The organism is Ulvibacter sp. 2210JD10-4 (genome assembly GCF_058148525.1).
Map to the genome: position 1 here is coordinate 153,104 of NZ_JBYVJZ010000003.1, position 25,103 is coordinate 178,206.

The window sequence follows — 25,103 nt, forward strand, 5'->3', positions numbered from 1 at the left end:
TGCGAAGCAAAACCAATCTTATGAAAATAAATATTCGAAAAGCAACAGAAGAAGACATGCCACAGGTATTGGAGCTTATTGTTGAACTTGCTGTTTTTGAAAAAGAACCCGATGCCGTAGAAGTAACAGTAGAAGAATTACAACAGGAAGGGTTTGGAGCATCTCCTATGTTTACTTGCCTTATTGCCGAAGTTGACAATGAAGTTGTTGGAATGTCATTGCTATATTTTCGTTTTTCGACATGGAAAGGACGCACAGTACATCTGGAAGACCTGATCGTAAAAGAGCATATGAGAGGAAAAGGAGTAGGAGAAGCTTTGTATACCGAAGTTATGCGTTATGCGAAATCTCAAGGGGTAAAACGCGTACAATGGGTAGTACTGGATTGGAACAAGGGTGCTGTTAAATTTTATGAACGCAGCGGTGCAAAGGTCCTAAGAGATTGGCAGTTGGTAGAAATGGACGAACAAGGAATTAAAAACTATATAGAAAATCTATAAATGAAAATCTTCAAATTTGGAGGAGCATCGGTAAAAGATGCTGAAGGGGTTAAAAATTTAGTAGTTGTTTTACAAAAAACCAACGAACCGGATTTAGTGGTAGTTGTTTCAGCAATGGGGAAGATGACTAGTGCCTTAGGAAAGGTTGTGTCCAATTATTTTTTAAACCCTTCAGAAGTTGAAGCTTCTGTGAGTTCGATATATGATTTTCATTATAGAATTGTATCAAATTTATTCCCTAACGATTCCCATTCGGTCTTTACCAATGTAAATACCCTTTTTAAAGAACTAAATGATTTTTTGAAAACTTCAAGATCTAAAAATCATGCTTTTGTGTATGACCAGGTAGTGTCATTTGGTGAATTGATCTCTACTACGATCGTTTCATCTTATCTTTTGGAAATAGGAATAAAGAACACATATCTTGATGCCCGGTCTTGTGTAGCAACAGATTCCAATTATCGGGGAGCTAACGTAAATTGGAAAGTTACGCAACAAAACATTTCAGAAAAAGTAAACCCGGAGGGGATTACCATTACACAAGGATTTTTGGGAGCTGAAAACAGCAATAATTTTACAACAACATTAGGCCTTGAAGGAAGTGACTATACGGCAGCAATTTTTGCCTATTGCTTGAATGCCGAAAGTGTAACTATCTGGAAAGATGTCCCCGGGGTTCTAAATGCAGATCCGCGCTATTTTTCCAAGACCAGATTGTTGCATCATATTTCATATAAAGAAGCTATTGAGCTGGCATTTTACGGAGCTTCTGTGATTCATCCAAAGACCCTGCAACCCTTGCAGCGAAAAGAAATTCCGTTATACGTAAAATCATTTTTAAACTCTCAGGAACCGGGAACCTGTGTAGGTAAAGGGGTACAATTGGACCCTATGACCTCATGTTTTATTCTGAAAAAAAACCAAGTACTCATTTCACTTTCTTCGCTGGATTTCAGCTTTATAATGGAAGACCATATTAGCAATGTTTTTAAATGGTTGCATGAATATAAGATGAAGGTGGAACTGATTCAGAATTCTGCTATTAGCTTTTCGGTATGTATAGATAATAAGTACAATAATCTGGAGGCATTACTGGCAAAGCTTCGGGAGCAATTCAAAGTAAAATGGAATGAGGGTGTGACCCTATACACTATTCGCCATTCAAAACCTTCAGAAATTAAGGCACTTACCGAAAATAAAACGGTGCTTTTAAAGCAAGAAAGCAGGGAAACAGTACAGTTGATAGTGAAAGAATAGTAAGGATTGTTTCGCTATATTTGTGTTTCGTAATAACCAATACAGCTCATGGGACTAGTTAATGCCAAAGAAGTAGCGAAGGCTATCAATGTTGATAAATTCGGCTTTTTGGGCACGTCTATGGGGTGGGTGCTAATGAAGTTGCTTAATATTTCTACCATGAATAAAATTTATGATAGAAATAAGCATTTAAACGACCTCGAATTTATTAATGCGCTGTTGGATGAATTTGAAATTAATTTTGAAATTCCCGAAGAAGATTTAAAGCGTATCCCAAAAACGGGCGCATTTATTACTATTTCCAATCACCCTTTAGGTGGTATCGATGGAATTCTTTTATTAAAACTGCTTTTGGAACACCGCCCGGATTTTAAGATCATTGCTAATTTTTTGTTGCATCGTATAGAACCACTTAAACCCTATGTGATGCCAGTGAACCCTTTTGAGAACCGGAAAGATGTGAAAAGTAGCATGATGGGTTTCAAAGCAGCAATTACACATTTACGGGAAGAGCATCCTTTGGGGATATTTCCTGCCGGAGAAGTTTCTACTTACAGGGATGATAAACTGGTGGTGGACAAACCATGGGAAGTAGCAGCAATGAAACTGATAAAAAAGGCCGAAGTCCCTGTTGTCCCTATATATTTTCATGCTAAAAACAGCAAGTTCTTTTACCGTTTGGCAAAGTTGAGCGATACATTGCGTACGGCAAAATTACCTTCAGAACTTTTAACTCAAAAAGAACGTATTATAAAGGTTCGTATTGGTAATCCTATTTCGGCAGCAGACCAGGCCGAACATGAATCATTGGATGACTTTACTGAATTTCTTCGGAAGAAAACTTATGTGCTGGCAAACCCATTTCAGAAGAAAAAACTGCTCGAAAACATTCCAAAGAATTTGAAAATTCCAAAGCCCCCCAAAAAAATTGCCGGCCCTATTTCCATGGAAATAATGGAAGCCGAAATTGAAGCACTTCGTAAAGATGACAAACGATTGTTGATTAGTAAAAATTATGAGGTGTTTTTGGCTCCGGCAATGCAAATCCCAAAAATATTACAGGAAATTGGGCGATTACGGGAAATTACATTTCGTGAAGTTGGAGAAGGGACAAACAATGCTACCGATCTGGATAAATTTGACAGCTATTACCACCATATGTTTTTGTGGGATAATGAAGCCAAGAAATTAGCCGGGGCCTATAGGATGGGCTTAGGATCGAAGATCTTTTCACAGTATGGTATAGACGGATTCTACTTGCAGGACCTCTTTAGGTTTGAACCGGAATTATACTCCATGATGAGTAAATCCATTGAAATGGGGCGCGCATTCATTATTAAAGAATACCAACAACGTCCTATGCCTTTGTTTCTGCTTTGGAAAGGTATTGTGCATACTACATTACGTTATCCGGAGCATAAGTTTCTAATTGGCGGTGTGAGTATAAGTAATAAATTTTCTGAATTCTCTAAGTCGCTGATGATCGAGTTTATGAAATCCAATTACTACGACCCTTATGTGGCACAATACATTAACCCAAAAAAGGAGTTTAAAGTAAAATTGAAAGATGCTGATAAAGACTTCATTTTTGATGCGAGTGAAGCCGATCTTAATAAGTTTGACAAGATCATCGATGAGGTAGAACCGGGAAGCTTACGACTTCCGGTACTCATCAAAAAATATATTAAGCAAAACGCCAAAGTAATTGCGTTCAACGTCGACCCACTCTTCAACAATGCGGTTGATGGTTTAATGTATATTCGTATTGCAGACCTCCCGGAAAGTACAGTAAAACCTGTTATGGAAGAATTTCAGGCCGAGCTGGAAAAGCGATATACAGGAGGGCAGCGAAATGAAGAGGAGTAGGTATTTACTTCATAGGCCGTTTCTTGATCATTCCACCCTTCGCATCTTTAATACTATGCATTACAAGAAAAGCATTTTTGTCAATTTTATCTACTTCGGTTTGTAGTTTTGCTAATTCTAAACGTGTAATCAATGTGTAAATAATATCTGTTTCTTTCAATCTGTCACCGCGTTTACCAAAACCTCTTTTTCCAGTATAAATGGTACAACCTCGCCCCATTTTTTCTATTACTGCAAGTCTTATGTCTTCACTATGATCTGAAATAATGGTAACTCCTACATATTCTTCAATACCGGAAACTACAAAATCAACGGTTTTTGAAGCAGCAAGATAGGTCAACATAGCATAGAGAGATGTTTCAATAGTAAATATATAGGCAGCTATACTAAAAATCAGAATGTTAAAAAGCAAAATAACATCCCCAATTGTCAAAGCTGTTTTTTTACTTATAAAAATTGCCAATACCTCGGTACCATCGATCACTGCTCCACCACGAATTGCCAATCCTATACCCGCTCCCAGAAAAAAACCGCCAAACACTGCAATGAGTAATTTATCGTCCGTTACAATGGGAACTTCAAAAAAGTGTACCGAAACGGCAAGTACGGCAATTGCAATCAAACTTCGAAATGCAAACTGCCTGCCAATAGTTGAAAATCCTAATATAATAAAAGGGACATTTACCAGGACTATAAAAATGGCTAGCGAGAGGCCGGTAATTTCAGTTAAAATAAGCGATATCCCCGTCACTCCACCATCAATAAATGCGTTGGGTAACAAAAACCCCTTAAGTCCAATACTAGCAGATACAATACCTAGTAAGATCAGGAAACTGTCTTTAAAAAGGTGAGACAATTCAACTTTGGTTTCCTTAAACTCTTTTTCAAATACTTTAGTGGGGAGTGAACCTTTCCTGTTTTTAAGTCGCAATTTTGTGACAACTGTGGCAATATATTTGAAAAACGAATTCATTGATAATTATATACAGTGGTTTTGTACGAAGCTAGTAAAAAAATAGCGTTTCAAATAAATGTTACTCCTTATATTTTATAACTTTTTCTTCTTCAGGTTTATATAAACATTAGGTTTTTAAAATATTCATTTATAGTGAGTTACAAAAAGAATCTTTTTAGTGATTAAACCTTTCGCATAAGTTGTTGTCATAGTAGTATTAACTATTAAGAACAATTTCATGAATATTAAGAAGCTTCTCCCGGTTTTTAAAATCTTTGGATTTGTTTTTATTGCCTGTTCATCTAATGATGACAGCGTAATTACAGATGATCAAAATACAACAGATTGTACCAGCGTAAACAGCACATTTACCATTAACCTTACCACAGATGGATGTGACATAGACCTTGCTTTCAATAGTATTTACCAGGAAGTAGTTGATGCCGGAGCAGATACCCGGACCATTACCTTTAATGGTATCCCGGAACATTTAGTAGGAGAGTTCCCAAATTCCGGAAATCCAAATACCGTAAGTGAACAAAATAATACCTATACGGTAGATCTAACTCCACAGCAAGCAACAAATATAACATCAGGTCAGGGTTATGAATTTGGAATTCTTTTTAGCGGAGTTTCTGTGGACCCTTATACAGCAGAATTTTTTGTTGGTAGCGGCGGCACTAATATGGAATGGAATATCACCACTTTAACCACAACTGTAGATTTAGGATTGGATTGTAATAATGCTCATGTACAACCTACAGGTAAATACCACTATCATGGTACACCTAATGCGTTAACATCAGATATGAACATTGATGGAAGTGAGATGGTTAAAGTGGGATATGCCGCTGACGGTTTTCCAATCTATTATAAATATGGTTATGATGAGGTGGGCACCAATATAGTTGCTTTAACAAGCGGATATGAGTTAAAAGAAGGTTCCAGAGGAGGAGACGGTGCAACAGCACCGGATGGTTGTTATGACGGCACTTATTTTCAGGATTATGAATATGTTTCCGGAATTTCTGTGTTAGACCAATGTAATGGCCGTTTTGGAAAAACGCCTGAAAGCGACAATGAGTATTATTATGTAATTACCGATAATTTTCCTTCATCTCCTTTATGCTTTTCAGGCACTCCAAGTAATGATTTTAGATTTCAATAGTGATATGAATTTTTATAAACAACTTATTTATGCTTCATTAGTGATGGTTGTCGGAGTTGTAGGGCCGCTTGCGGCCCACAATCCCGGTGAAATAAGCTATGTTTTTCAGCAAAGAACAGAGACATTAACCATACATTGTACTACAAAGTCTATCATTGACCTGTTGCAGTACCTTGATCCAGAAATGAAAAAACTTTCAACTATTAAATTGGAGGATTATCAGGAGGAATATGCAGATTACTTCAATGAGAATATCGAGCTATGTGTTAACGGTGAGTTGGTAGCGCTTGTAATTGTAAGTTCAAATTTGGATCGGCATGATGCAACTATAGAATTTAGTTTACTCAATAGCTCAAAGAGTTGGAAAGAAGTAGAGGTAACAGTAAGCAGTTTTACCAAAATATATCGCAAACCCTACAATTTTGTAAAATTTGAACTTTTTCACGGTACGGAAAAATTTCTTTTCGATAAGAACTCAAAAAAAGCATCTTTTCTGGTAAATAGCTCTTTATCTAAAGGAGCTATAATTCAATAACAGAATTAAACTGAGCAATGTTGAATTTATTTTCGATCACAGTTTTGTATGCGTTACTACCGGCATTTATAACAGGATTGGTATGATTAAAATGAATGAAGTGAACTTTTTGTTTTTCTGAAAGAGGTAAATCCTTAAATAGTTTCATACTTTCAATAATAAAAGGATGAGGAATTTGGGAAATATCTCTATTGTTAATTTCTACACCATTATAAAATGTAGCATCCAGGAAAGCATAATCTACTTTTGAAATAGCTTCGATTATGGATGTATCCCATTTCTCCCACTTATCGATATCCGGAATAAAAAGAGCTGTTTTATTAGGCCCTTCAATACTAAATCCAACGGTTTCTGAAAACTCATCCCGATGCGGTACTGTAAATGGTGTTATTTTTAAGTTTGAAGTAAGTGTAATTTCTTGCATATCCTCCATTTCAGAAATAGCAATATTATTATTGGTGATCAATTGACTCCACGGGCCATTTTCTTCCAGAAAACTTTTCATTCCTGGCATGGCATAAACAGGAATAGCATTGGCATTGGTAGCTTCTTTACCCAAATACATCAAACCGGTGTAATGACCAATATGTGCATGAGTAACAAAAATTCCGTCCGGAAGCTCATTTTTTGAATTGGAAAGTTGCTGCAACTTTTTTGTTTGTTCAGAAATATCCGGTGTTGCTTCAAAAAGAAAGGTTTTTCTGTTTTGTGGGTCGATAAGGCCCAACGAAACAACTTTTCTATTTGGATCCGGGTTTTCAAAAAGGGAGGAACAGCATTCTTTTTTACAGGCAATATGCGGAGACCCTGCATCTTGGATCGTGCCCAGAATTACCAATGAAGTCTTAGTGACACTATTGTGAGAAAAAGGTTTTTTACTTTGTTGCAACTCTTTTTTTTCTTGACATCCAAGAGAGAAAATCATTAAGAAGGAGAACAAAACTATATTTTTCAATTCAAGAATCGTTTTTAGGATTTTTAGAATCATTTTTCAATTTTCTATACCGGAAATATAACCTAACTCCCAATCTGGCAAAAAGTATTATGGCAATTACTGTTATTACATCGAAGGTATTCATGGGTGGTTTGTTAACTCCTGTTCAATCTCTTTTGAAACTTTTTCCAGGGCTTTTTTTAAAGATTCAAGATGATCTATTTTAGTTTGGTCAGTTTCTATTTTTAAATTGATCAGATTTTCAAGCTCGCGATTGCCAAAAAAGAAAGAATGGTCTTGAACGGGATTAATTGCTACCATATCCGGCAGGTTTACTACTTGGGCGTAATTCAAATTCTTTATTATATAGGGTTCTATAAGGCTATTTAATTGAGACTTGGCATAATCATCAATTGTAGTGCTAAAACTTAATTTGTTCTTTAGGTCCAGAAACTGATCTTTCAACTGTGAATTGTCGACCTTAGAAAGATAACCTTCATTCATAAACTCGTTTGTAGTAGGCATGTCGTGATTAATTACTACTACAAAAGCCAGAAACTTAAGTTTTTTATAAATGGCAGGAACGGAATCTTCATTTTTTTGCCTTAGTAGTTCAAGTGTTTGCTTGTTCGAACGAATGACCGCAGAATCTATAACTTTTATTTTCTGTGATACAACCATTTTACCAAACTGCAACTCTTCAAGAATACGCTCATATTTAGCAGAAATTTCGTTTTTCTGAATTCTTTGTGTATTCCAATTGTTTACCTGGAGGGCCAATAAGATTCCAATCATTACCAAAGCAATTTCACCAATTGCATAGAGAAGGTATTTGCTGAATTTATTTTCAGAGAGAAAAGTTTGGCGAATCTTACGGAAGAATTTAATCATGTGAAGCTAATTAGTTTCTCTAAATATATAAAATTTAGACTACTAATTCTTTACATCATTGCTAAAAGGAATAATAGAAAACCTCTAATAAGATCCGTATTGCTTCACAATATATTACAGCATACTTATACCAAATATTGAGCGACAAAGTCCTTACAATACTTCTTTATTTCATCGCGGGTTTTCACAAAAGCTTCAGCAATTTCTTTATCTGTACCACTTACTTTTGAAGGGTCACTGAAGTTTTGATGCAATCGTTTTGCATTGGGAGCAGGTATAAAAGGACAGTTTTCATTGGCATGGTCGCAGACGGTAATGATATAGTCCCAGTTTATTCCTTGGTACTCATCTACATGATTGGATGTATAATCTGAAATATCGATACCATCATCTGCCATGGTTTTTACAGCGCCCGGATTTAGCCCATGTGTTTCAATCCCGGCACTGTAGATAGTGGCGGTTCTTTTGGAAAAATACTTTAAGTAGCCATGAGCTATCTGACTTCTACAACTATTTCCGGTACAAAGGACCAAGATGTTTTTCATATAATTTACTTTTTTACTTCGACGTTCCATGAGGATATTATCGTGCCAATCTCCATCTCTTTCTGCGATCTTTTCGCGAAATCCCATGACTCTAAATCCACACTCCTCATGTAATTTAATACTTGCTTTGTTCTGCGAAAAAATTCCAGCTTGTAAGGTCCAGAATCCATTAGCTTCACTTTCAGAAATCAAATATTGTAATAATATTTTTCCAATTCCTTTTCCCTGAAATCCTGAAGCTACATAAATAGTGTCTTCAACAACTCCTTTATAAACGTCCCGTTTGGAAACTGCACTTAATGCACACCAGGCAACCACTTCATTATTTACAATAGCCACATACCTACATGCTTTGAGAAACTTTTCATTCCACTCTTCCCAAGACGGTACTTTGGTTTCAAAAGAAGCAATACCCGTGGCTAAACCTTCCAAATATATTTTTGAGACTACCGGGTAATGCTCCTTTTGTAACTTGATTATTTTCATTTTAACAACATCCGCTTTCAGGAGTACAACATGAAGCATCAGCGGTTACCGCTTCAGTTTCCGGCACACCACAGGTTTCTTTTGCTTTACAATCGGTTTTTTCCACTGCCAATTTAAATAGTAACTGGTTGTTTTGTATTTCGTAATCGTTAACAAATAGTTGCGCTGTATGAAATAACGAATTACCGTATTCAAATTTTACTTCAGAATCCAGGTCGAAAGGCTTCATAGTTCCTACTTTTTTAAAAATGCTCAATGCCTTGTAAGTAGTCATGTATTCTGTTTTGCCGATCTCTGACGGGCTTTCCCATAACTGCACTATGGTCTCGTTCCAGGCATCTACTCGGGCACCACAGTCTACGGAGTCGATGGCAATGTGTTTTACCTCGGTAATATGGTAGTTGGCACCCACCAATTGGCTAGGGGCATATTCAAATAGTAATGCTTTGTCTTTATTTGTTTCCAGTAGTTGTAATAATTCCTGCGTTTTCATAAGAGTTATAGTTTAGTTAACAGCATTTTTGTTCGGTAGTTTCAAAAAAGTCATGAAATAGTTCTTTTAAAGTCGTTAACCGATCTTTATTAATAGTATAATACTGACTTTTACCTTCATATTTACTTTTTAACAAGCCTGCTTTTTTGATCACCTGCAAGTGCTGTGAAGTTGTGGGCTGTGAAAGCCTTATTTTCTCTGAAATATCTTTACACAAACACCCTTCACAATCACCAATGTAATTAAGGATAGAAATCCGCGCCGGATGCGAAAGCACCTTTGCTAAGTCTGCCAGTTGATTTACACTAACCGAATGTATATGTCTTTTTGAAACACCCATAATATTGTATTTATATATTGCAATATTACGATGAATATATGTAATAAAAAAGCCTTTGATCATTTTTTTCAAAGGCTTTAGTTTTTTAGAACCAAGGTTTTTTACCTACTTGATAGGTTTCGTAAAACTCTTCGTCACTTTTAGTGAGGTATATAATTCCTTCAATTAAGCCAACTATACCTGCGGCCATATAAAGAAAAACTCCAAAAAACAGGCATGAAGTAGCAATTCCAACCAAAGTTAATGCCAACAGGATAATTCCTTCTTTATTATATCCCAGAATGAATTTATGAACTCCAAAGGCACCCAGTACAATACCTAATATCCCGGCCATGATCTTTTTATTATCACCGCTTGATGTAGCCTGGTTCCAGCCCTCTTTGAATTCTTCAGCAGTATTTTTTGCTTCCTGCTTAACATTTTCAGCAGCATCTTCCGTATTATCCTTAGTGCTGTCGTAACCTTCGTTATTATTATTTTCTTCCATAATCGTTGATTGTATTTAGTTGAATGTTAAATGTATAAAATTTTTTCAAGTGAATATACCTGAATTCCCATAAATTTAATGATCAACTCATGTGCTTTACTGGAAAGCACTATCAACAGGCTCCCAAAGCTCTATCTTATTTCCTTCGGGATCAACGATCCATCCAAATTTACCATATTCATACTCTTCAACCTCTCCTACTACTGTAACTCCTTCCTTCTTTAGAACAGCTAACATTTCAACTAAATTTTCAACACGAAAATTCATCATGAACTCCTTTTTACTTGGCGCAAAGTACTGAGTGTCTTCTTTAAAGGGGCTCCACTGCGTAGAGCATTTGTTACCTTCATCATCTTTCCACCAAAAAGTACAACCATACGCATCTGTATTTAGACCTAAGTGATTTTTATACCAGTTTTTTATTCCATCGGGGTCCTTTGTTTTAAAGAAAAACCCACCTAATCCTGTAACTCTGTTTTTCATATGTTGTTATTTATTTAATTTTTCTTCAATACTAAAGCAGAAAGTAAAGAGATAATAATTCCAATGATGACTACTGTCAAGAACATGATTAACGCCAAAAACCCACTGCTATATGTTGGGATTTCATCTTCATATCCCTGTGATTTCATGGTTTCAATATATTGTTCCATAAAATCGGGATTAATTACTGTTGTATAAATATAATCTACTATGCCAAAACCAAGTCCGGCAAAAAGACTTATTAGAATTCCAATGGCAAAAGCTTTTCCAAATGAAACACTGCCATTGTTTACCTTATCTCTATAGCTTTTAATTCCGAAGAAAACGAAAGAAAGCGAAACTACTATAGATACGTACCCAATAACTTCTTGAGTACTAAAGCTCAATTCTTTTCCTAAACTCAAAGCTGCCAGAAAGAGTAATGCGGCGGAGAGAAGGCCATACATGCCAAATTTAATTACTGTCGTTTTCATATTGATGAGTGCTTTAATTTTATCCAAACGTACAAGATGTAAGCAAAACGATACTCATACTAAAGTACCAAATACCTTAAACTTTCGTATGATTTTAAAATTCGGGGATGATATTTAACTCTTTAGCAATTTGAATGGCTTGCGTACGCCGCCTTGCATTTAGCTTTAAAAGAACATTAGAAACATGTGTTTTTACAGTGCTTTCTGAAACAAAAAGAGTATCCGCAATTTCTTTATTGGAAGCTCCTTTAACAATTTCACAAAGTACCTCATATTCTCGAGGACTAATTTGAAGCTCCTGAATTTTTTTTGAATCGACCTCAATCTTCTTTTTTACGGAAGCCTTAAATACTTTCTTGTTGACATAAATTCCAATAAAAAAGAACACAATTGCCATAATTGCAATAATAATTTCTATGGACAGGTCTCCTGTTAGCACAGAATATTTGCTAAGTTGAAAGAGCGTTAAAATTGCCAGAATTAAAATACCGAAAAGGAGAACTGTCTTTTTCATCGAAGTGTGCAGATTCTTTTTAAAGCTTTGAAAAATTACGAATTATTTTATCGGCAATTACCTTTGCTAATTTCTCTTTGCTCTCAAACGTCCATCCGGCAATATGAGGGCTTAAGATCACATTGTCCATAGTGAGTATTTCTTTTAAGGCCTCAGGGAGTTGTTCAGCATCAAAAAGCGATTCGAACGAACTTTTTTCATATTCCAAAACATCTAACCCTGCACCAAGTATCTTTCCAGTTCTTAAAGCCAAAACAAGATCTGCAGTAACCACACTTTTACCACGTGCCGTATTAATTAACCAGAAGGGCTTATGAAATCTTTGAATGAATTCAGAATTGACCATTTTATCGGTCAAAGGAGTCCAGGGTGTATGTAAACTCAATATATCTGCTCGCTGCTGAAGCATTTCTAATGATACTTGCTGCGCATTTTCATTACCGACATTTTCTTTAATATCATAACAAATCACCGTACAATTAAAACCACGTAGCTTTTTTGCGAACGCATTTCCCATATTTCCATAACCTACAATCCCGACAGTTTTTCCATCTAACTCAATACCACGATTTTCTTCTCTATTCCAGAGGCCTTTACGAATTTCGGCATCTGCTTTATTGAGCTTATTAAATAGGGAAAGCAGCATTCCCAGAGCATGTTCTCCAACTGCGTTTCGATTTCCTTCCGGTGCCGAAATAAGGTGTACTCCTTTTTTTTCAGCATATTCAATATCAATACTTTCCAAACCCGCCCCTACGCGAGCAATAAATTTTAATTTGGAAGCAGCATCAAGAAAATTACGGTCAATTTTAAACCTGCTGCGTATTACAATACCTTCATAAGAATGGATTATTCTTTTGATGTCTTGTTCTGAAGAGGTATAGTTCTCATCATTCACAAATCCGGCTGCTTCCAGCTTCTCTAAAAGTAAAGGGTGATTGGTATCTAGGTGAAGTATTTTCAATGGTATGGAATATCTTCTAAAGATATAAAACCTGAATATTTTTTACAGGTTATATAGATAAGTTTTATTTATGATACTCTTTTACCTCTCATCTTTTAAGAACTTTTGGACTTCTACATATTCTATGTCTGTTCTATCCTCAAAGAAATCTTTTAAAACCGCTCTGTGTGCAGCTCCAATGATCACAAATATTCTGTCCTCTTTTTCTGTGATCATATCAATATTAGACATGATCATAAAGTTTCGCTCCCACCATTTGGAAACAAATTCTGCCCCAATATAGGTGGAATCATTAACAAACTTTGCTGTTTGATTCAGGTATTGATCCTTATTTCTTATGTCTTCTTTTTCTGAATTTCTAAAAATTAAATAATTCAAGAGCGTGGTTTTTGCTAAGTATTCAGACTCTAATTTGTCCTGTTCCTTTACAGATTTTAAAAAATTATTTAATCGTTCTTCATCATACTTTTCGGCAAATTTAATAAGGTCATTAAAGGGGAGTGGTAAGGTATAATCTATAGCATAGATATTTTTATGGTTTAGTTTTTTTGCAATTCTAAACCCTATTTGATCAATTTCGTTAATAGATAATTGATATTCATCATTTAGATAAGAGTTGTATAGACTATCAAGTTTGCCGGATTTATTGGAAGGATACTCGACAAGTATTTTTGTAGGTTTAAACTTTTCTATCTTTTCTATGATTTCAAAGATCTCATTTTGACGTTTTTCCGATTCTAAGTTGTCAAAAGAAACAGATGAATAGTCACTCGTGCCTGCAAAGTGAAATATTCCTAAAATTGATATTTTAGGAATATTATCTGATTCAATCTCAATCGCTTCAGTATCTAAAGAGTTTTTTTGGTTACACGCAAGAAGAGTTAATACAAGAAAAAAACTAATTAATCGACTTTTCATTCTTTCAAAAATTTGCCTGAATCTACAACAATATTTTCATCTTTTATAACATACAAATATGTTCCGGAAGCTAATGAAGGAAGGTCTATGACATTTTTCTCTTTACTGTTTATGGATCTTTTTTTGATAAGCATTCCTTGCATAGAATAGATCTCAAATGTTAGCATATCAAATTCTCTGGAGGCAGGTCCGCTTATAGTTACTGAGTCAATAACCGGATTAGGGACAATAGTAAATTTTGAGAATTCAATTTCTTCATTTCCCAAAACTCCGTCGCCTTCTACAGCAGTATAGATTCCATTGACAGCTGTGTTAGAGTACGTTTCAACTAACCCGGAGGGCCAGCTTACTACAATTTCATCAATTATAGTTGCATTTCCCAATCCAAAATGTACGGTATAACTATTTTGACTACAATAACCCGATGCTGCTGTTATCTTTCGGGTTTGCCAGGTTTCATTCCCGTTGATCGTACTTCGCAATCTGATCTTAGCCCCTACAGCCGAATAATTAGACTGTGTTCCTACAAAATATATTTTAACCCAATTGTTGCCGGTACCTGTGTTACGAAATACCGAATTGTTTTGATTCTCATTTAAATTATTTGCCAAAAGAACATCCAACCAGCCATCATTATCATAATCTCCAAATGCACAACCAAAGGACCGTCCCTGATGATTGGCAAGGTCACTTGTAGTATCTAAACTGAAGTCTCCAAATCCGTTATTGAGATATAAAAAGTTTGTATTTTGACTATTTAGATAAGCATTACAGACCAATAGGTCCAGATCACCGTCATTATCCACATCTCCAAAAGAAGATCCAAATGAATTGGTAGCTACTGAAGCAATTACAGAGCCAACATCTTCTGTAAATGTTCCGTTGTTGTTTATAAAAAGTTGATTTGCCTGACCATTGTTTGCAAAATTTGCCACAAACAGGTCGAAATCTCCATCATTATCAATGTCCTCCCAGGAACTACCCATAGAGTTTCTTAAATCTTGTACAATTGCCAAATTGGTGATTTGTGTAAAATTATTTGCTCCATCATTTCTAAATAATGAGTTCTTTTGATTTCCTTCATTAGTAATAAAAAGGTCATTGTCTCCGTCTCCATCGTAGTCTACCCAGTCAATAGACCGGGAGGGCAAACTTTCACTGGTAATAGATAGATTTGTTATAGCTTGAAAAGAACCATCTCCAAGGTTTTCAAAATATCTGTTATTCAAGCTTTGAAGACTATTGGTAAAATACAGGTCCAGGTCTTGGTCATTATTGACGTCTATCCAATTTGCTGTTTCTGAATAGGTAAGAGGTAACCCCATTGCAATAGTTGGCTCGTAGGTAAAAGTACCGTCACCATTATTACGGTAGAAATAGTTCTTTTTCCCTTGCCCATTAGCGCCGTAAGTAACGACGAAAGCATCCAGGTCTCCATCGTTATCTGCATCGGCAAAGCTTGCACCATCACTACGGTCGTTATCATTTACAATAATATCATTGGTGACTGTTGTAAAAGTTCCATTTCGATTGTTTAAGTATAACATATTGTTTTGTCCACCCAAAGGGCCATTGGTAATAAATATATCATCCCAACCATCTTTGTTAACATCTATAAAATTCGCACTTCTGGATGCCGAGGGCGTATCAGATATATCCGGAAAGAAAACTTCTTCAAAAGATTGAGAAAATGTTACAGGGGTGCAAACTATTCCCAGTAACATAAAAATAGATAGTGTTTTTATATTCATAGCATGAAGATTTAATGTAATATCAATGATTTTTTACCGCTTATACGGCTGGATTTAGAACAAATATTTTGAAAAGAAATACGTGTAAAAGCTAAAATGATATAAAGAGGTTAAGTTTTGATATAAAGCACATATAAAGGAAGATCTTTTTATAAAGAACCTGTTGTAAAAAGGCTTTTTTGTTTATATCACTTTATAACCATCCTGTATCTAAATTTGAATAATTGGTATCATTTTACCATAGATAAAATCTTGGTATCTTTATTTCGCAGCGAATGTTATTATAAAAAGAATAAGAAATGGAGGCAGTTGCTTCAAAAAAGATAAAAATTTTAATTGCAGATGATGAATCTCTGGCAAGAAAACGCATTGTAAAGTTTTTGAGTGAAAGTCACATTGATTCAGAAATATTTGAAGCTACCAATGGAAAAGAGGCTATAAAAATTTTAAACACCAATAAACCGGACATTGTATTTCTTGATATTAAAATGACAGATATGACCGGGTTTGATGTTTTGCAACAAGTTCCGTCAGAAATTATTCCCATTATTATTTTCGTAACCGCTTTTGATGTATTTGCGATAAAAGCTTTTGAAGTTCAGGCGATCGATTTTTTATTAAAACCATATAAAAAACAGCGTTTTATTGAAGCTTTGGATAGGGCCGTTAACCAGTTAGAGTTAACCGGCAGGAGAAAGTTTCAGAATAAAATGTCGCAATTCATACAGTTTTTTAACGAAGAAAAAAAGAAAGGCGAATACAATAAAACGGCCTATTTAGATTCGGTAGTACTCAGAAAAAAGAAGAAGTATTATTTTATAAAAACAAATGAAATATTGTATATAAAGTCTTCAGGATATTATGCCGAGATCTATACTGTAAAAGGACAAAAACATGTGCACAGAATCTCTATGAGTCAATTCATTGAACAGTTAGACCCAAATGATTTTTCGAGGATAAACAGGTCTGCTATAGTTGCCGTAAAGAACATTAAAGAAGTTATAAGTGAAGGATTAGGGGATTTTAGTATTAAAATGATAGACGGCGCCTCATTTTCATTAAGTAAAAACTACAAGCAGGATGTACTAAAAAAAATAGGGATTCGATGACAACTGTATTAAAACATACATTAGACAGGAAGCTTGTCAAATATCTATTGCTCTTTTTTTTGGTGTCGATCTTACTTTCAACCGTAAGTGTAGTAATAGCTAAGTGGGAGGGTATTGCCTATGCATCTTTTAGTTGGCAGGAACTTTTTGTTAATCTCATTGTTAGATATGTTTCAAAATTCGCATTTATCTTTTTTGCAATTATTCTTGTCCGCTTTCTTTTTCTGAAAAAGATCATAACTGGTTGGATGCGAATATTTTTGCATTTTATTTTTGCGATACTACTAGCTTTTTATTCAATATTTTTTCAAGTTCTCGCATCAAAATGGTTTATGGGCAGTACAGATGATTTTTCCTGGGATTACATTTATACCCGAGCAATTTTAGGGACAGATTATAATTTCTTCCTCTATTTCTGTATGATCGCTATTGTGTATGCTTATTATTTTTTTCAGAAACAAAAAGACTATGAGTTAAAAGAGTCAAATTTGAAAGCACAGCTGCTGGATTCGAAGATCAATGCATTACAATCACAGTTGCAACCTCATTTTTTATTTAACGCGCTCAATGATATCTCGTCATTAATAGACATAAGTCATGAGAAATCACAGGATGCCATTGCAGACTTAAGTGAGTTATTAAGGCAAACTTTAACCATTAAAAACACCAAATTCATACCTGTTGCTGATGAGATCACACTGCTTAAAAAATACCTTGATATAGAAAAGATACGATTTCAGGACAAATTGAATTTTACAATTTTAGCTTCAGAAGTACTACTGAAGCGAAGTATGCCGCCTTTATTATTACAGCCTATTGTTGAAAATTCTGTAAAACACGGATTCTCTTATCAGCATGACACTATAGACATTGGTTTAGAGATAACTGCAGAAGAAAATTATACAGTTTTTAAAATTATTAATAATGGTAAACCAATAAATGAAGAGGAACTAACCTATGGAACCGGAATTAGTAATGTACTGTCTCGACTTGACACACTCTATGAAGGAGATTTCACTTTTGAAATGATGAATACTGAAGAGCAGGTGGTCACCATTTTAAAAATACCAGACAGTAAATAGAATAGCTGGAAATATTGAGAAGTCTTTTAAATTTTCGGGTATTTGTTTACCGTCTTTTCATCGATAACACTACCTGTATGTGCTGTAGATAATTTTTCAAAAAGCAATAGGTGTACTTCTTCTCCATTGCGGGTTTTAGGACAATGCTCAACGCCTTTTGGGACTACAATAATCTCTCCTTCAGAAACAACTTCTACTTTGTTGCGAAAATGCATCTCTAAGGTTCCTTTCTGAACAAAAAACAATTCATCTTCTTCCTCATGCTTATGCCATACAAACTCATCTTTGATCTTTGCCAGTAATACCTGCATATCATCTACTATTGCGATCTGATGTGGGTGCCAATATTTACTGAAACTTGAAAATTTTTGTTGAATGTTTATCTTTTCCAAACTAGTTTTTTTAAAGAAACAATGTACTAAATTCTAATCGTTTTTTCTTCAAAGAAGGGTATTAGAAACCTAACACAATTTTAGAAATATAGAAGAAAAGAAAAATCCCAAAGATGTCATTGCTTGTAGTAATAAATGGCCCGGTTGCTATGGCAGGATCGATACCTTTTCGTTCTAAGATAATAGGGACAAAGGTACCTACAAGTGCTGCTACAATAATAACCGAAAGCATGGAGATTGCAATTGTAATGCTCACCAGTTGATCTTGCCCGGCAATAAATCCAAAAAGAATAACTAATATTCCTAAAGCAACTCCGTTAATAAGTGCTAAACCAACTTCTTTCAGTAATCTTTTAAAAAGGCTTCCTTTAACATTGTCATTTGCCAGACCCTGAACAATAATTGCACTGGATTGTACACCTACATTACCTGCCATCGCAGCTATAAGTGGCGTAAAGAAAAATAGAATAGGGAAGCGTTCCAATGCCTCTTCAAAACCTTGCATAATGTATACACTACCCAGTCCTCCTATAAGCCCTAATACCAACCATGGCAGCCGAGCACGAGTTAATTCCCAAACACTGTCATCTGCTTCAACATCTTGTGAAATACCTGCAGCCAATTGGTAGTCCTTTTCAGCTTCGTCTTTTATAAAATCGACAATATCATCGATCGTAATGCGCCCAACCAAAACACCTTCTTCATCAACAACAGGGATTGCTTCCAGATCATATTTCTGCATAATTCTAGCCACTTCTTCATTTTCGGTATGCACGGTAACATAATCTACTTTTGGGATAAAAACCTCACTAATCTTAGCTTTTTCAGAAGCAGTTAAAAGGTCTTTTAGTGAAAGTCTTCCTGTTAATTTTCCGCTTTTATCGGTCACATAAATAGAATGGACCCTTGTGACATTTTCAGCCTGACGGCGCATCTCACGGACACAGCCCGCTACAGACCAGGTTTCTTTCACCTTTACCAATTCTTTTGCCATCAGGGCGCCCGCCGTATCTTCCTCATAGTTAAGAAGTTCCACAATATCTGCGGCATGTACTTCATCTTCAATTTTATCAATTACCTTTTGTTGAATGTCCTCATCCAGTTCAGCGACAATATCAGCTGCATCATCGGTATCAAGTTCTTCAAGTTCTTTGGCAATTTCTTTTGGAGAAAGGCGATCCAGAATTTTTTCACGAACATCTTCGTCCAGCTCCATTAAAGCTTCAGAAGTAAGGTCACTTTCTAATATTTTAATGAGATAAATGGCATCATCACTTTTTAATTCTTCAAGTATTTCAGCAATGTCTGCAAAGTGAAATTCATGCAATAGCTCGCGTAACGCATTCCCGTCTTTTTGGGTAATGAGTAACTCAACTTTTTCTATAAAATCAGTTGTGAGTTGAAATTGCATCGTTCTCCAGTTTTTGTGTTAGCGCAATAAATTGAGTGACTGAAAGTTGCTCCGGGCGCTGGCCAAAGATAGTATCTTCTTTTAATTTATCTGAAATATTGAACGATTTTAAACTATTTCGAAGTGTTTTACGCCTTTGCTGAAATGCTGTTTTTACTACTCTGAACAACATTTTTTCACTACACGGGAGCATATTATCATCCTTTCTCCGCAATCGAAGTACTCCACTATCCACTTTTGGCGGAGGATTGAAAACTGAAGGAGGCACAGTAAAAAGGTAGTCTGCATCGTAAAATGCCTGTGTTAAAACAGAAAGAATTCCATAGACTTTACTGCCTTCTGAAGAGCAAATACGCTGCGCTACTTCTTTCTGGAACATTCCGGTAAATTCCGGAATCTGTGATCGCCATTCCAACAGTTTAAAAACTATTTGTGTAGAAATATTATAAGGAAAATTACCAGTTATTGCGAAGGGATCATCTCCAAAAAGTAGCGAAAGGTCATATTTTAAAAAATCCCCTTCCAGAAGCTGTAAATTTTTATCTGGATAATTTTCTTTGAGATAGGTAATGGATTCACTATCGAGGTCCATTGCAATTATATTAATATCCTTTTCAATAAGATATTTGGTCAATACACCCATTCCGGGGCCAATTTCCAGTACATTTTTATAATCTTTCAAGCTAAGTGTATCACTAATTTTTTGAGCGATATTCTCATCGTTCAAAAAATGCTGGCCTAAGTGTTTTTTGGCGCGTACTTGCTTTCCCATTATTGTTCGCAAACAATTTCCAGTTCGGTTCTGAAAGCTACAAACTTTCCTTCAAAAGGCTTGCTTTGAGAGCGCAACTTTTCGGCATCTTCGGCATAGTATTTTTCTAATGTAGCTTTGCTATCTGTACGATATTGAACAGAATAGGTTACCCCACCCATCTCTTCTTCAATTTTAACACGTGTCATTAGGGCCTTATTGAATTTTCCGGTATCCAACATTGCCGGAATATGTTTAGACTTCATCCATTCGAGCCAATCATCGTGGATAGAATCATCAATATTTATGGTAACATTGTAGATGTACATATGTGATCTTTTTAATTAATGGCATCTCCCCGAAGTGTCCGGTACTTTTTGCGGGCTTCTACAAAATAAATGCTATCGGCAAAATTGAAAATGATCTGTTCGTAGAACTCTTTTGCCTTTTTGGGTGCCTGTAATTGGTTTTCGTAGAGTTTTGCAAGCCGATAATATGCGTCATCTGCAAGAATGTCTTCTTTGTAGAATTCGATCAGTTTGAGGTAATTTGCCTCGGCTTTGTCAAACTGTCCTGTTTTTTCATACAATTGACCTTGTTTTAATAGGGCTTCATCTTCGATCTTTTCACCTTTGTGATTATGCAAAATTTCTTCCAAAGCGGTGATAGCCTCTATGTCCTTGTTTTGAAGTGCTAACAAATCGGCACGGGCATATTTTTTAATGGCGGTTTGGGTAGAATCTTCCAGAGAATTGTCCCGGATCATTAAACTTAGCTGCATGGCATCATTTGCGATCAATTGTGATGCAGATTTTTTCAAGACATCCAATTGCACTTGTGCCCACTGAAAATCACCTTTATAATAGCTGGTTCTCGCTACTTTAAAACGCGCTTCCTGGGCCAGGATATCACTTTTTATTTTTTTCTGAATTTGAGAATAGTAAATTAACGCCTGATTGAATTTTTCATCAAATACCAAGATGTCTGAAAGCTCCATCTTTACCCTTGCTTGCTGGTATAGTGTCAATTTTTCTTTCAGCAATACCTTAAGGTTTGCAATGGCATTTTCCTTTTTTCCTGCTGAAAATGCCAAAAAGTGATTATAATCTATTTGAAGTAAATAAGTTCTTGCTCCATGGCCATAGGTTTCAAATAGATCTTTAAATTGTTGTTCTACTTTTGGATAGTCCTTAACAGTAGCTGTTGCCAGCGCAATTTTCATTAAGTATTGATGTCCTTGTAACTTCGCTTCAGGTGTGGAAGAGTTTTCAATAATAAAATTGACAATATCTGTCGCATTTTCATAATCTTCTTCAGCAATGGCAATAATGGCTAAATCTGTAATTCCACCCAAGTCTTCTTCCTCAAGCCTCTTGTAAATGGCTTTTTCCTGCGTAAATGCCTTTTTGAATTCTTTTTGCTGAATGAACAACCAGCTTAATAATTCGTTGTATAAAACCTCAGGATGTTCCTGTAATTTTTGAAGGAGTGTTTTTCGTAATATAATATTGGCTTCGTTAGTTGGATCTTCAGTAACATATTGGCTAAAACTTCGCTGTGCGGCCCCTTTATAGCCTATATTACTTTTCATAAGATCGATGTACTTCGAAAACATCTTTTCCAACTTGCCCTGTTCTCCATATATTCGGGCTAATTGTAAATTAAAATCTTTTTCGGCGTCTAATTTCATTGCCTTTTCATAAACTTCTACCGCCTTATCAAGCAAGCTGTATTTCGAAAAAATGTCACCTACAGAAAAAGCATAATTAGGATTTTCTATAGTAAACTGTACAGCCTTATCGTAATACTGTGTTGCTTCAATTTCCCTATTCTGAAGTGAATAATTGTACCCTAGCTCTATATAGAATTTCGGGTTTACTCTGCGCCCTTTTAATTTCCCTAAAAGCAGCTTTTCAGCCTCAGAAAAATTTTCCAGTTGCTGATTTGAATGGACGACCATTGTAAAATAATCAAGTCGGCCAGGGTTCTTTTCATACAATTTATTGTAGATAGAAAGTGCTTTTTCATATTCTCCTTGTTCGAAATAATTTTTTGCCAATAGCTCGGTCTGAGCTGTGACTATAGATGCTGTAAATAGAAATAGTATGAAAAAGATGTTACGCATTTCGTAAATATAACGATTTGATTCTTGAAACTATACATCAAAAATGAAGCCGTTGTTTGTTTATTGTTTCTTGACACTTGTACATGTGTTAGGAGAGGCCTAAATTAAAGGATTACGAAGAAATTTCTATGATTTTTATAGATAAAGTATTTCTGCTTTAAAGAAGCTAGTATCCATTAATTCTTATCCAGTAATGTAGAGTCAAAGCTTATTAGATTTGTTAAATAATAGCCAATCCTGACATAACGACATATTACAAAACAAAACGAGGAACAACTACTGTTCCTCATTTATAATATTTTAGGGGTTAATAATCTTCTTAAAGTCCGTCAACGCCTTTGGGATTAGCGCTTTGTGTGCTAAGATGTCTCATATTCAAATGTTTAATTTTTAAGTGTTAACTATGTAAATATATAAAAAATTTTATATTACAATAAGATAAACAATTCTTATGCCAGTTTATTGTCTTCAATCCAAGCTTTGGTAATCTTTTCATAAAACATCCAACTATCAGGATATTCTTTTTGTCGAAAGTCTATATAATTCCTTAAAACCAAATAATAGCTTACAAATAAAGACTTAAAGGCTTTTTTTACAATATCCTTATCTATATGGTTAGTTTCTATCATTGTAGCTATATTTTCAAAATAATTCAGTGTAAGAACTAAATGACTTCTTTGTCTATGATTATCTGCTAAATAATTTGCAAACTCCTCTATCTTTGCTGGATTCGTAAGCTCTTTTACCCTGTCTGGATTTTTAAGTAATTCACGGGTATCTCTAATACACTTCTTCATACTCGGTTTAGCCCATTCTGAAATTAAATCGTATGTATACTTAGCTCTATACAAGTCATTATTCTGCTTTTGAGTATTAATTTGATATTCTAAACTAAAAGAATGATAAATTAACGTTAACGTGGCTGTTGTTCCAGTGATATAGGCAATTACTTCTATAACTCCAAAATCAATCCCGTAAGAATATAATAGATAAAATAATAACCCGCCTCCTAATAACATGAACATTATTCCAATCCAAACGTATTTTATACGATAGTTGATATTAACCTCGTGTTTCATAATATTAAATATTTAAAGAAATAAAAAGGGGGAGAACTTTTGCAATATAACAAATAAATCTAAAATCTACTTTAAGTCATTATTAGCACTAAGGACCTTATATGATAATATATTTTCCACTAAGAAACTTTAAAAGCGCTCTTATAACGCACCTAAGTTACAGATGTATAAAATCTCAACGCATATTTGTTTAATATAAAACTCGAAGGGTTTATTGTTTACTTAGCGATACACTCCATACAAATTATTTGTATTCACGCGCAATAATGAAGTCACTTGTATAGCCACTAATCTATAATGTCGAACCCGCAATATGGCACCAATACTTCAGGCACCTTAATGCCATCCGGAGTTTGATAATTTTCAAGGATTCCGGCTAATACACGAGGTAATGCCAAAGCACTTCCGTTAAGAGTATGCACTAATTTATTTTCCCCGTCTTTGTCTTTAAAACGAAGTTTTAATCTATTAGATTGAAAGGTTTCGAAATTTGAAACCGAAGAAATTTCCAACCATCTGTCCTGTGCGGTTGAAAATACTTCAAAATCGTATGTTAACGCTGAAGCAAATCCCAGGTCACCGCCGCATAACCTTAAAATACGATATGGCAATTTTAATTCCCGTAAGATCTCTTTTACATGTTCCACCATTCCGTTAAGTGCTCCATAACTATTATCAGGGTGCTCTATACGTACAATTTCCACTTTGTCAAATTGATGTAGGCGATTTAGCCCTCTTACATGCGCTCCATAACTACCGGCTTCTCTTCTAAAACATGGTGTATACCCGGTACAGGTAATAGGTAGTTCGGTATGTGCCAACAAATCTCCCCGAAATAGATTGGTTACAGGAACTTCGGCTGTTGGAATGAGATACAGGTCATCGCCTGTAACATGATACATTTGTCCTTCTTTATCCGGCAATTGCCCTGTTCCAAATCCCGATGCTTCATTGACCAGATGCGGGACCTGATATTCGGTATAACCTGCGTTTGTGTTCTTGTCTAAGAAATAAGCGATCAATGCCCTTTGCAAACGAGCACCTTTTCCTTTGTAAACAGGGAATCCGGCACCGGTAATTTTTACACCTAATTCAAAGTCAATTAGATCATATTTTTTTGCCAATTCCCAATGCGGAAGCGCTTCGCTGTCTAGTTTGGGGATATCACCTTCACGAAAAGTTTCTTCATTATCATTTTCATCTGTTCCCGCAGGGACCAACTCATTCGGAATATTAGGAATAGTATACAACAGTTGTTGTAATTTTTCTGAAGCAGTATTGAGTTGTTCTGTTAAAGACTTGGAAGTTTCTTTTAACTGACTTGTTTTTTCTTTTAGTAAGTTGGCTTTTTGTGTTTCGCCATTTTGAAACAACTTCCCAATTTCTTTTGAAAGAGTGTTGGATTGTGCCAGAGTATCGTCCAGTTGTAACTGTGTACTTCTGCGTTCTTCATCGGCTTGCAATACTTGTTCAAGTACTTCTTTAACATCAACCCCTCTTTTAGCAAGGGCATTGATATATGCTTCTTTGTGGTCTCTTATCTCGTGAACCTGTAACATCGCGTATGTGTATTAAGGCAGCAAATTTACGGAAA

At 35.4% G+C, this 25,103-nt stretch carries 27 protein-coding genes; 7 read left to right on the top strand and 20 right to left on the bottom strand.

Annotated features, from left to right (window positions below; all coding sequences use genetic code 11):
* The first annotated feature begins 20 nt into the window (after window positions 1-20).
* From ACY2RT_RS08755 to ACY2RT_RS08765, 3 genes are read left to right on the top strand one after another with little or no spacing between them, the layout of a single operon-like run.
* Window positions 21-500, top strand: a complete 480-nt coding sequence (locus ACY2RT_RS08755) for a GNAT family N-acetyltransferase (RefSeq protein ID WP_490155533.1) — start codon at window positions 21-23, stop codon at window positions 498-500.
* Window positions 501-1,757, top strand: coding sequence for an aspartate kinase (locus ACY2RT_RS08760; protein WP_490155534.1), 1,257 nt, complete (start codon window positions 501-503; stop codon window positions 1,755-1,757).
* A gap of 48 nt (window positions 1,758-1,805) precedes the next feature.
* Window positions 1,806-3,623: a GNAT family N-acyltransferase gene (locus ACY2RT_RS08765; RefSeq protein WP_490155535.1), complete on the top strand. Its 1,818-nt coding sequence runs from the start codon at window positions 1,806-1,808 to the stop codon at window positions 3,621-3,623.
* A 4-nt stretch (window positions 3,624-3,627) separates the two neighbouring features.
* Here the strand turns inward: ACY2RT_RS08765 and ACY2RT_RS08770 are convergent, their stop codons facing one another.
* Entirely contained in the window at window positions 3,628-4,596 is a 969-nt protein-coding gene (locus ACY2RT_RS08770) for a YitT family protein (protein ID WP_490155536.1), read from the bottom strand.
* 220 nt (window positions 4,597-4,816) lie between these two features.
* On the opposite strand from ACY2RT_RS08770, the gene ACY2RT_RS08775 reads away from it, so the two are divergent.
* Both ACY2RT_RS08775 and ACY2RT_RS08780 read left to right on the top strand, forming a co-directional pair.
* Complete coding sequence (locus ACY2RT_RS08775) at window positions 4,817-5,746, top strand: YHYH protein (protein ID WP_490155537.1); 930 nt, start codon at window positions 4,817-4,819, stop codon at window positions 5,744-5,746.
* Complete coding sequence (locus tag ACY2RT_RS08780) at window positions 5,727-6,281, top strand: DUF6702 family protein (protein WP_490155538.1); 555 nt, start codon at window positions 5,727-5,729, stop codon at window positions 6,279-6,281. Before ACY2RT_RS08775 ends, ACY2RT_RS08780 begins: the two co-directional genes overlap by 20 nt.
* Here the strand turns inward: ACY2RT_RS08780 and ACY2RT_RS08785 are convergent.
* The 12 genes from ACY2RT_RS08785 to ACY2RT_RS08840 all read right to left on the bottom strand — a co-directional run bounded on the left by ACY2RT_RS08785 (window position 6,268) and on the right by ACY2RT_RS08840 (window position 15,560).
* Window positions 6,268-7,236 (bottom strand): MBL fold metallo-hydrolase, encoded by a 969-nt coding sequence (locus ACY2RT_RS08785; protein WP_490155539.1) that lies wholly within the window; start codon window positions 7,234-7,236, stop codon window positions 6,268-6,270. The genes ACY2RT_RS08780 and ACY2RT_RS08785 overlap by 14 nt on opposite strands.
* 120 nt (window positions 7,237-7,356) lie before the next feature.
* Window positions 7,357-8,106 carry a hypothetical protein gene (locus ACY2RT_RS08790; protein ID WP_490155540.1) on the bottom strand — a complete coding sequence of 250 codons (750 nt, stop codon included), beginning with the start codon at window positions 8,104-8,106 and terminating at the stop codon, window positions 7,357-7,359.
* A gap of 125 nt (window positions 8,107-8,231) precedes the next feature.
* Window positions 8,232-9,137 carry a GNAT family N-acetyltransferase gene (locus tag ACY2RT_RS08795; protein WP_490155541.1) on the bottom strand — a complete coding sequence of 302 codons (906 nt, stop codon included), beginning with the start codon at window positions 9,135-9,137 and terminating at the stop codon, window positions 8,232-8,234.
* Window position 9,138: 1 nt separating this feature from the next.
* Window positions 9,139-9,630: a DUF6428 family protein gene (locus ACY2RT_RS08800; protein ID WP_490155542.1), complete on the bottom strand. Its 492-nt coding sequence runs from the start codon at window positions 9,628-9,630 to the stop codon at window positions 9,139-9,141.
* Between the two features lie 16 nt (window positions 9,631-9,646).
* Window positions 9,647-10,033, bottom strand: a complete 387-nt coding sequence (locus ACY2RT_RS08805) for an ArsR/SmtB family transcription factor (protein WP_490155543.1) — start codon at window positions 10,031-10,033, stop codon at window positions 9,647-9,649.
* Between the two features lie 22 nt (window positions 10,034-10,055).
* Window positions 10,056-10,457 (bottom strand): TM2 domain-containing protein, encoded by a 402-nt coding sequence (locus tag ACY2RT_RS08810; protein ID WP_490155544.1) that lies wholly within the window; start codon window positions 10,455-10,457, stop codon window positions 10,056-10,058.
* Between the two features lie 96 nt (window positions 10,458-10,553).
* Complete coding sequence (locus ACY2RT_RS08815; protein ID WP_490155545.1) at window positions 10,554-10,940, bottom strand: VOC family protein; 387 nt, start codon at window positions 10,938-10,940, stop codon at window positions 10,554-10,556.
* A gap of 14 nt (window positions 10,941-10,954) precedes the next feature.
* Complete coding sequence (locus ACY2RT_RS08820) at window positions 10,955-11,413, bottom strand: DUF4199 domain-containing protein (RefSeq protein ID WP_490155546.1); 459 nt, start codon at window positions 11,411-11,413, stop codon at window positions 10,955-10,957.
* A 94-nt stretch (window positions 11,414-11,507) separates the two neighbouring features.
* The gene (locus tag ACY2RT_RS08825; RefSeq protein WP_490155547.1) at window positions 11,508-11,927 is read right to left on the bottom strand and encodes a response regulator transcription factor; all 420 of its coding nucleotides are present in this window, start codon (window positions 11,925-11,927) and stop codon (window positions 11,508-11,510) included.
* Window positions 11,928-11,946: 19 nt separating this feature from the next.
* Window positions 11,947-12,891: a 2-hydroxyacid dehydrogenase gene (locus tag ACY2RT_RS08830; RefSeq protein WP_490155548.1), complete on the bottom strand. Its 945-nt coding sequence runs from the start codon at window positions 12,889-12,891 to the stop codon at window positions 11,947-11,949.
* 81 nt (window positions 12,892-12,972) lie between these two features.
* A complete protein-coding gene (locus ACY2RT_RS08835) occupies window positions 12,973-13,809 on the bottom strand; it encodes a DUF5694 domain-containing protein (protein WP_490155549.1) in 837 nt (278 codons plus the stop codon).
* Entirely contained in the window at window positions 13,806-15,560 is a 1,755-nt protein-coding gene (locus ACY2RT_RS08840; RefSeq protein ID WP_490155550.1) for an FG-GAP-like repeat-containing protein, read from the bottom strand. Before ACY2RT_RS08840 ends, ACY2RT_RS08835 begins: the two co-directional genes overlap by 4 nt.
* A 299-nt stretch (window positions 15,561-15,859) precedes the next feature.
* On the opposite strand from ACY2RT_RS08840, the gene ACY2RT_RS08845 reads away from it, so the two are divergent.
* Entirely contained in the window at window positions 15,860-16,669 is an 810-nt protein-coding gene (locus ACY2RT_RS08845) for a LytR/AlgR family response regulator transcription factor (protein ID WP_490155551.1), read from the top strand.
* Window positions 16,666-17,751, top strand: a complete 1,086-nt coding sequence (locus tag ACY2RT_RS08850) for a sensor histidine kinase (RefSeq protein WP_490155552.1) — start codon at window positions 16,666-16,668, stop codon at window positions 17,749-17,751. The genes ACY2RT_RS08845 and ACY2RT_RS08850 overlap by 4 nt, the downstream gene beginning before the upstream one ends.
* Before the next feature lie 26 nt (window positions 17,752-17,777).
* On the opposite strand, the gene ACY2RT_RS08855 is transcribed toward ACY2RT_RS08850, so the two are convergent.
* The 7 genes from ACY2RT_RS08855 to serS form a co-directional block, all read right to left on the bottom strand.
* Window positions 17,778-18,143: a cupin domain-containing protein gene (locus ACY2RT_RS08855; protein ID WP_490155553.1), complete on the bottom strand. Its 366-nt coding sequence runs from the start codon at window positions 18,141-18,143 to the stop codon at window positions 17,778-17,780.
* A gap of 61 nt (window positions 18,144-18,204) precedes the next feature.
* Window positions 18,205-19,554, bottom strand: a complete 1,350-nt coding sequence (mgtE, locus tag ACY2RT_RS08860) for a magnesium transporter (protein WP_490155554.1) — start codon at window positions 19,552-19,554, stop codon at window positions 18,205-18,207.
* Window positions 19,532-20,326 (bottom strand): 16S rRNA (adenine(1518)-N(6)/adenine(1519)-N(6))-dimethyltransferase RsmA, encoded by a 795-nt coding sequence (gene rsmA / locus ACY2RT_RS08865; protein ID WP_490155555.1) that lies wholly within the window; start codon window positions 20,324-20,326, stop codon window positions 19,532-19,534. Before rsmA ends, mgtE begins: the two co-directional genes overlap by 23 nt.
* Window positions 20,326-20,634, bottom strand: coding sequence for a DUF4286 family protein (locus ACY2RT_RS08870; protein WP_490155556.1), 309 nt, complete (start codon window positions 20,632-20,634; stop codon window positions 20,326-20,328). Before ACY2RT_RS08870 ends, rsmA begins: the two co-directional genes overlap by 1 nt.
* Before the next feature lie 11 nt (window positions 20,635-20,645).
* Window positions 20,646-22,430, bottom strand: coding sequence for a tetratricopeptide repeat protein (locus ACY2RT_RS08875; RefSeq protein WP_490155557.1), 1,785 nt, complete (start codon window positions 22,428-22,430; stop codon window positions 20,646-20,648).
* 449 nt (window positions 22,431-22,879) lie between these two features.
* Window positions 22,880-23,509: a DUF4760 domain-containing protein gene (locus ACY2RT_RS08880; RefSeq protein WP_490155558.1), complete on the bottom strand. Its 630-nt coding sequence runs from the start codon at window positions 23,507-23,509 to the stop codon at window positions 22,880-22,882.
* Between the two features lie 287 nt (window positions 23,510-23,796).
* Window positions 23,797-25,068, bottom strand: a complete 1,272-nt coding sequence (serS, locus tag ACY2RT_RS08885) for a serine--tRNA ligase (protein ID WP_490155559.1) — start codon at window positions 25,066-25,068, stop codon at window positions 23,797-23,799.
* Window positions 25,069-25,103: the final 35 nt, after the last annotated feature.

Bases quoted from the DNA above. Each gene is read 5' to 3' on its own strand.
- ACY2RT_RS08755 (WP_490155533.1), top strand. From the start codon at position 21: ATGAAAATAAATATTCGAAAAGCAACAGAAGAAGACATGCCACAGGTA.
- ACY2RT_RS08760 (WP_490155534.1), top strand. From the start codon at position 501: ATGAAAATCTTCAAATTTGGAGGAGCATCGGTAAAAGATGCTGAAGGG.
- ACY2RT_RS08765 (WP_490155535.1), top strand. From the start codon at position 1,806: ATGGGACTAGTTAATGCCAAAGAAGTAGCGAAGGCTATCAATGTTGAT.
- ACY2RT_RS08770 (WP_490155536.1), bottom strand. From the start codon at position 4,596: ATGAATTCGTTTTTCAAATATATTGCCACAGTTGTCACAAAATTGCGA.
- ACY2RT_RS08775 (WP_490155537.1), top strand. From the start codon at position 4,817: ATGAATATTAAGAAGCTTCTCCCGGTTTTTAAAATCTTTGGATTTGTT.
- ACY2RT_RS08780 (WP_490155538.1), top strand. From the start codon at position 5,727: ATGATTTTAGATTTCAATAGTGATATGAATTTTTATAAACAACTTATT.
- ACY2RT_RS08790 (WP_490155540.1), bottom strand. From the start codon at position 8,106: ATGATTAAATTCTTCCGTAAGATTCGCCAAACTTTTCTCTCTGAAAAT.
- ACY2RT_RS08795 (WP_490155541.1), bottom strand. From the start codon at position 9,137: ATGAAAATAATCAAGTTACAAAAGGAGCATTACCCGGTAGTCTCAAAA.
- ACY2RT_RS08800 (WP_490155542.1), bottom strand. From the start codon at position 9,630: ATGAAAACGCAGGAATTATTACAACTACTGGAAACAAATAAAGACAAA.
- ACY2RT_RS08805 (WP_490155543.1), bottom strand. From the start codon at position 10,033: ATGATCAAAGGCTTTTTTATTACATATATTCATCGTAATATTGCAATA.
- ACY2RT_RS08810 (WP_490155544.1), bottom strand. From the start codon at position 10,457: ATGGAAGAAAATAATAATAACGAAGGTTACGACAGCACTAAGGATAAT.
- ACY2RT_RS08815 (WP_490155545.1), bottom strand. From the start codon at position 10,940: ATGAAAAACAGAGTTACAGGATTAGGTGGGTTTTTCTTTAAAACAAAG.
- ACY2RT_RS08820 (WP_490155546.1), bottom strand. From the start codon at position 11,413: ATGAAAACGACAGTAATTAAATTTGGCATGTATGGCCTTCTCTCCGCC.
- ACY2RT_RS08825 (WP_490155547.1), bottom strand. From the start codon at position 11,927: ATGAAAAAGACAGTTCTCCTTTTCGGTATTTTAATTCTGGCAATTTTA.
- ACY2RT_RS08835 (WP_490155549.1), bottom strand. From the start codon at position 13,809: ATGAAAAGTCGATTAATTAGTTTTTTTCTTGTATTAACTCTTCTTGCG.
- ACY2RT_RS08840 (WP_490155550.1), bottom strand. From the start codon at position 15,560: ATGAATATAAAAACACTATCTATTTTTATGTTACTGGGAATAGTTTGC.
- ACY2RT_RS08845 (WP_490155551.1), top strand. From the start codon at position 15,860: ATGGAGGCAGTTGCTTCAAAAAAGATAAAAATTTTAATTGCAGATGAT.
- ACY2RT_RS08850 (WP_490155552.1), top strand. From the start codon at position 16,666: ATGACAACTGTATTAAAACATACATTAGACAGGAAGCTTGTCAAATAT.
- mgtE (WP_490155554.1), bottom strand. From the start codon at position 19,554: ATGCAATTTCAACTCACAACTGATTTTATAGAAAAAGTTGAGTTACTC.
- rsmA (WP_490155555.1), bottom strand. From the start codon at position 20,326: ATGGGAAAGCAAGTACGCGCCAAAAAACACTTAGGCCAGCATTTTTTG.
- ACY2RT_RS08870 (WP_490155556.1), bottom strand. From the start codon at position 20,634: ATGTACATCTACAATGTTACCATAAATATTGATGATTCTATCCACGAT.
- ACY2RT_RS08875 (WP_490155557.1), bottom strand. From the start codon at position 22,430: ATGCGTAACATCTTTTTCATACTATTTCTATTTACAGCATCTATAGTC.
- ACY2RT_RS08880 (WP_490155558.1), bottom strand. From the start codon at position 23,509: ATGAAACACGAGGTTAATATCAACTATCGTATAAAATACGTTTGGATT.
- serS (WP_490155559.1), bottom strand. From the start codon at position 25,068: ATGTTACAGGTTCACGAGATAAGAGACCACAAAGAAGCATATATCAAT.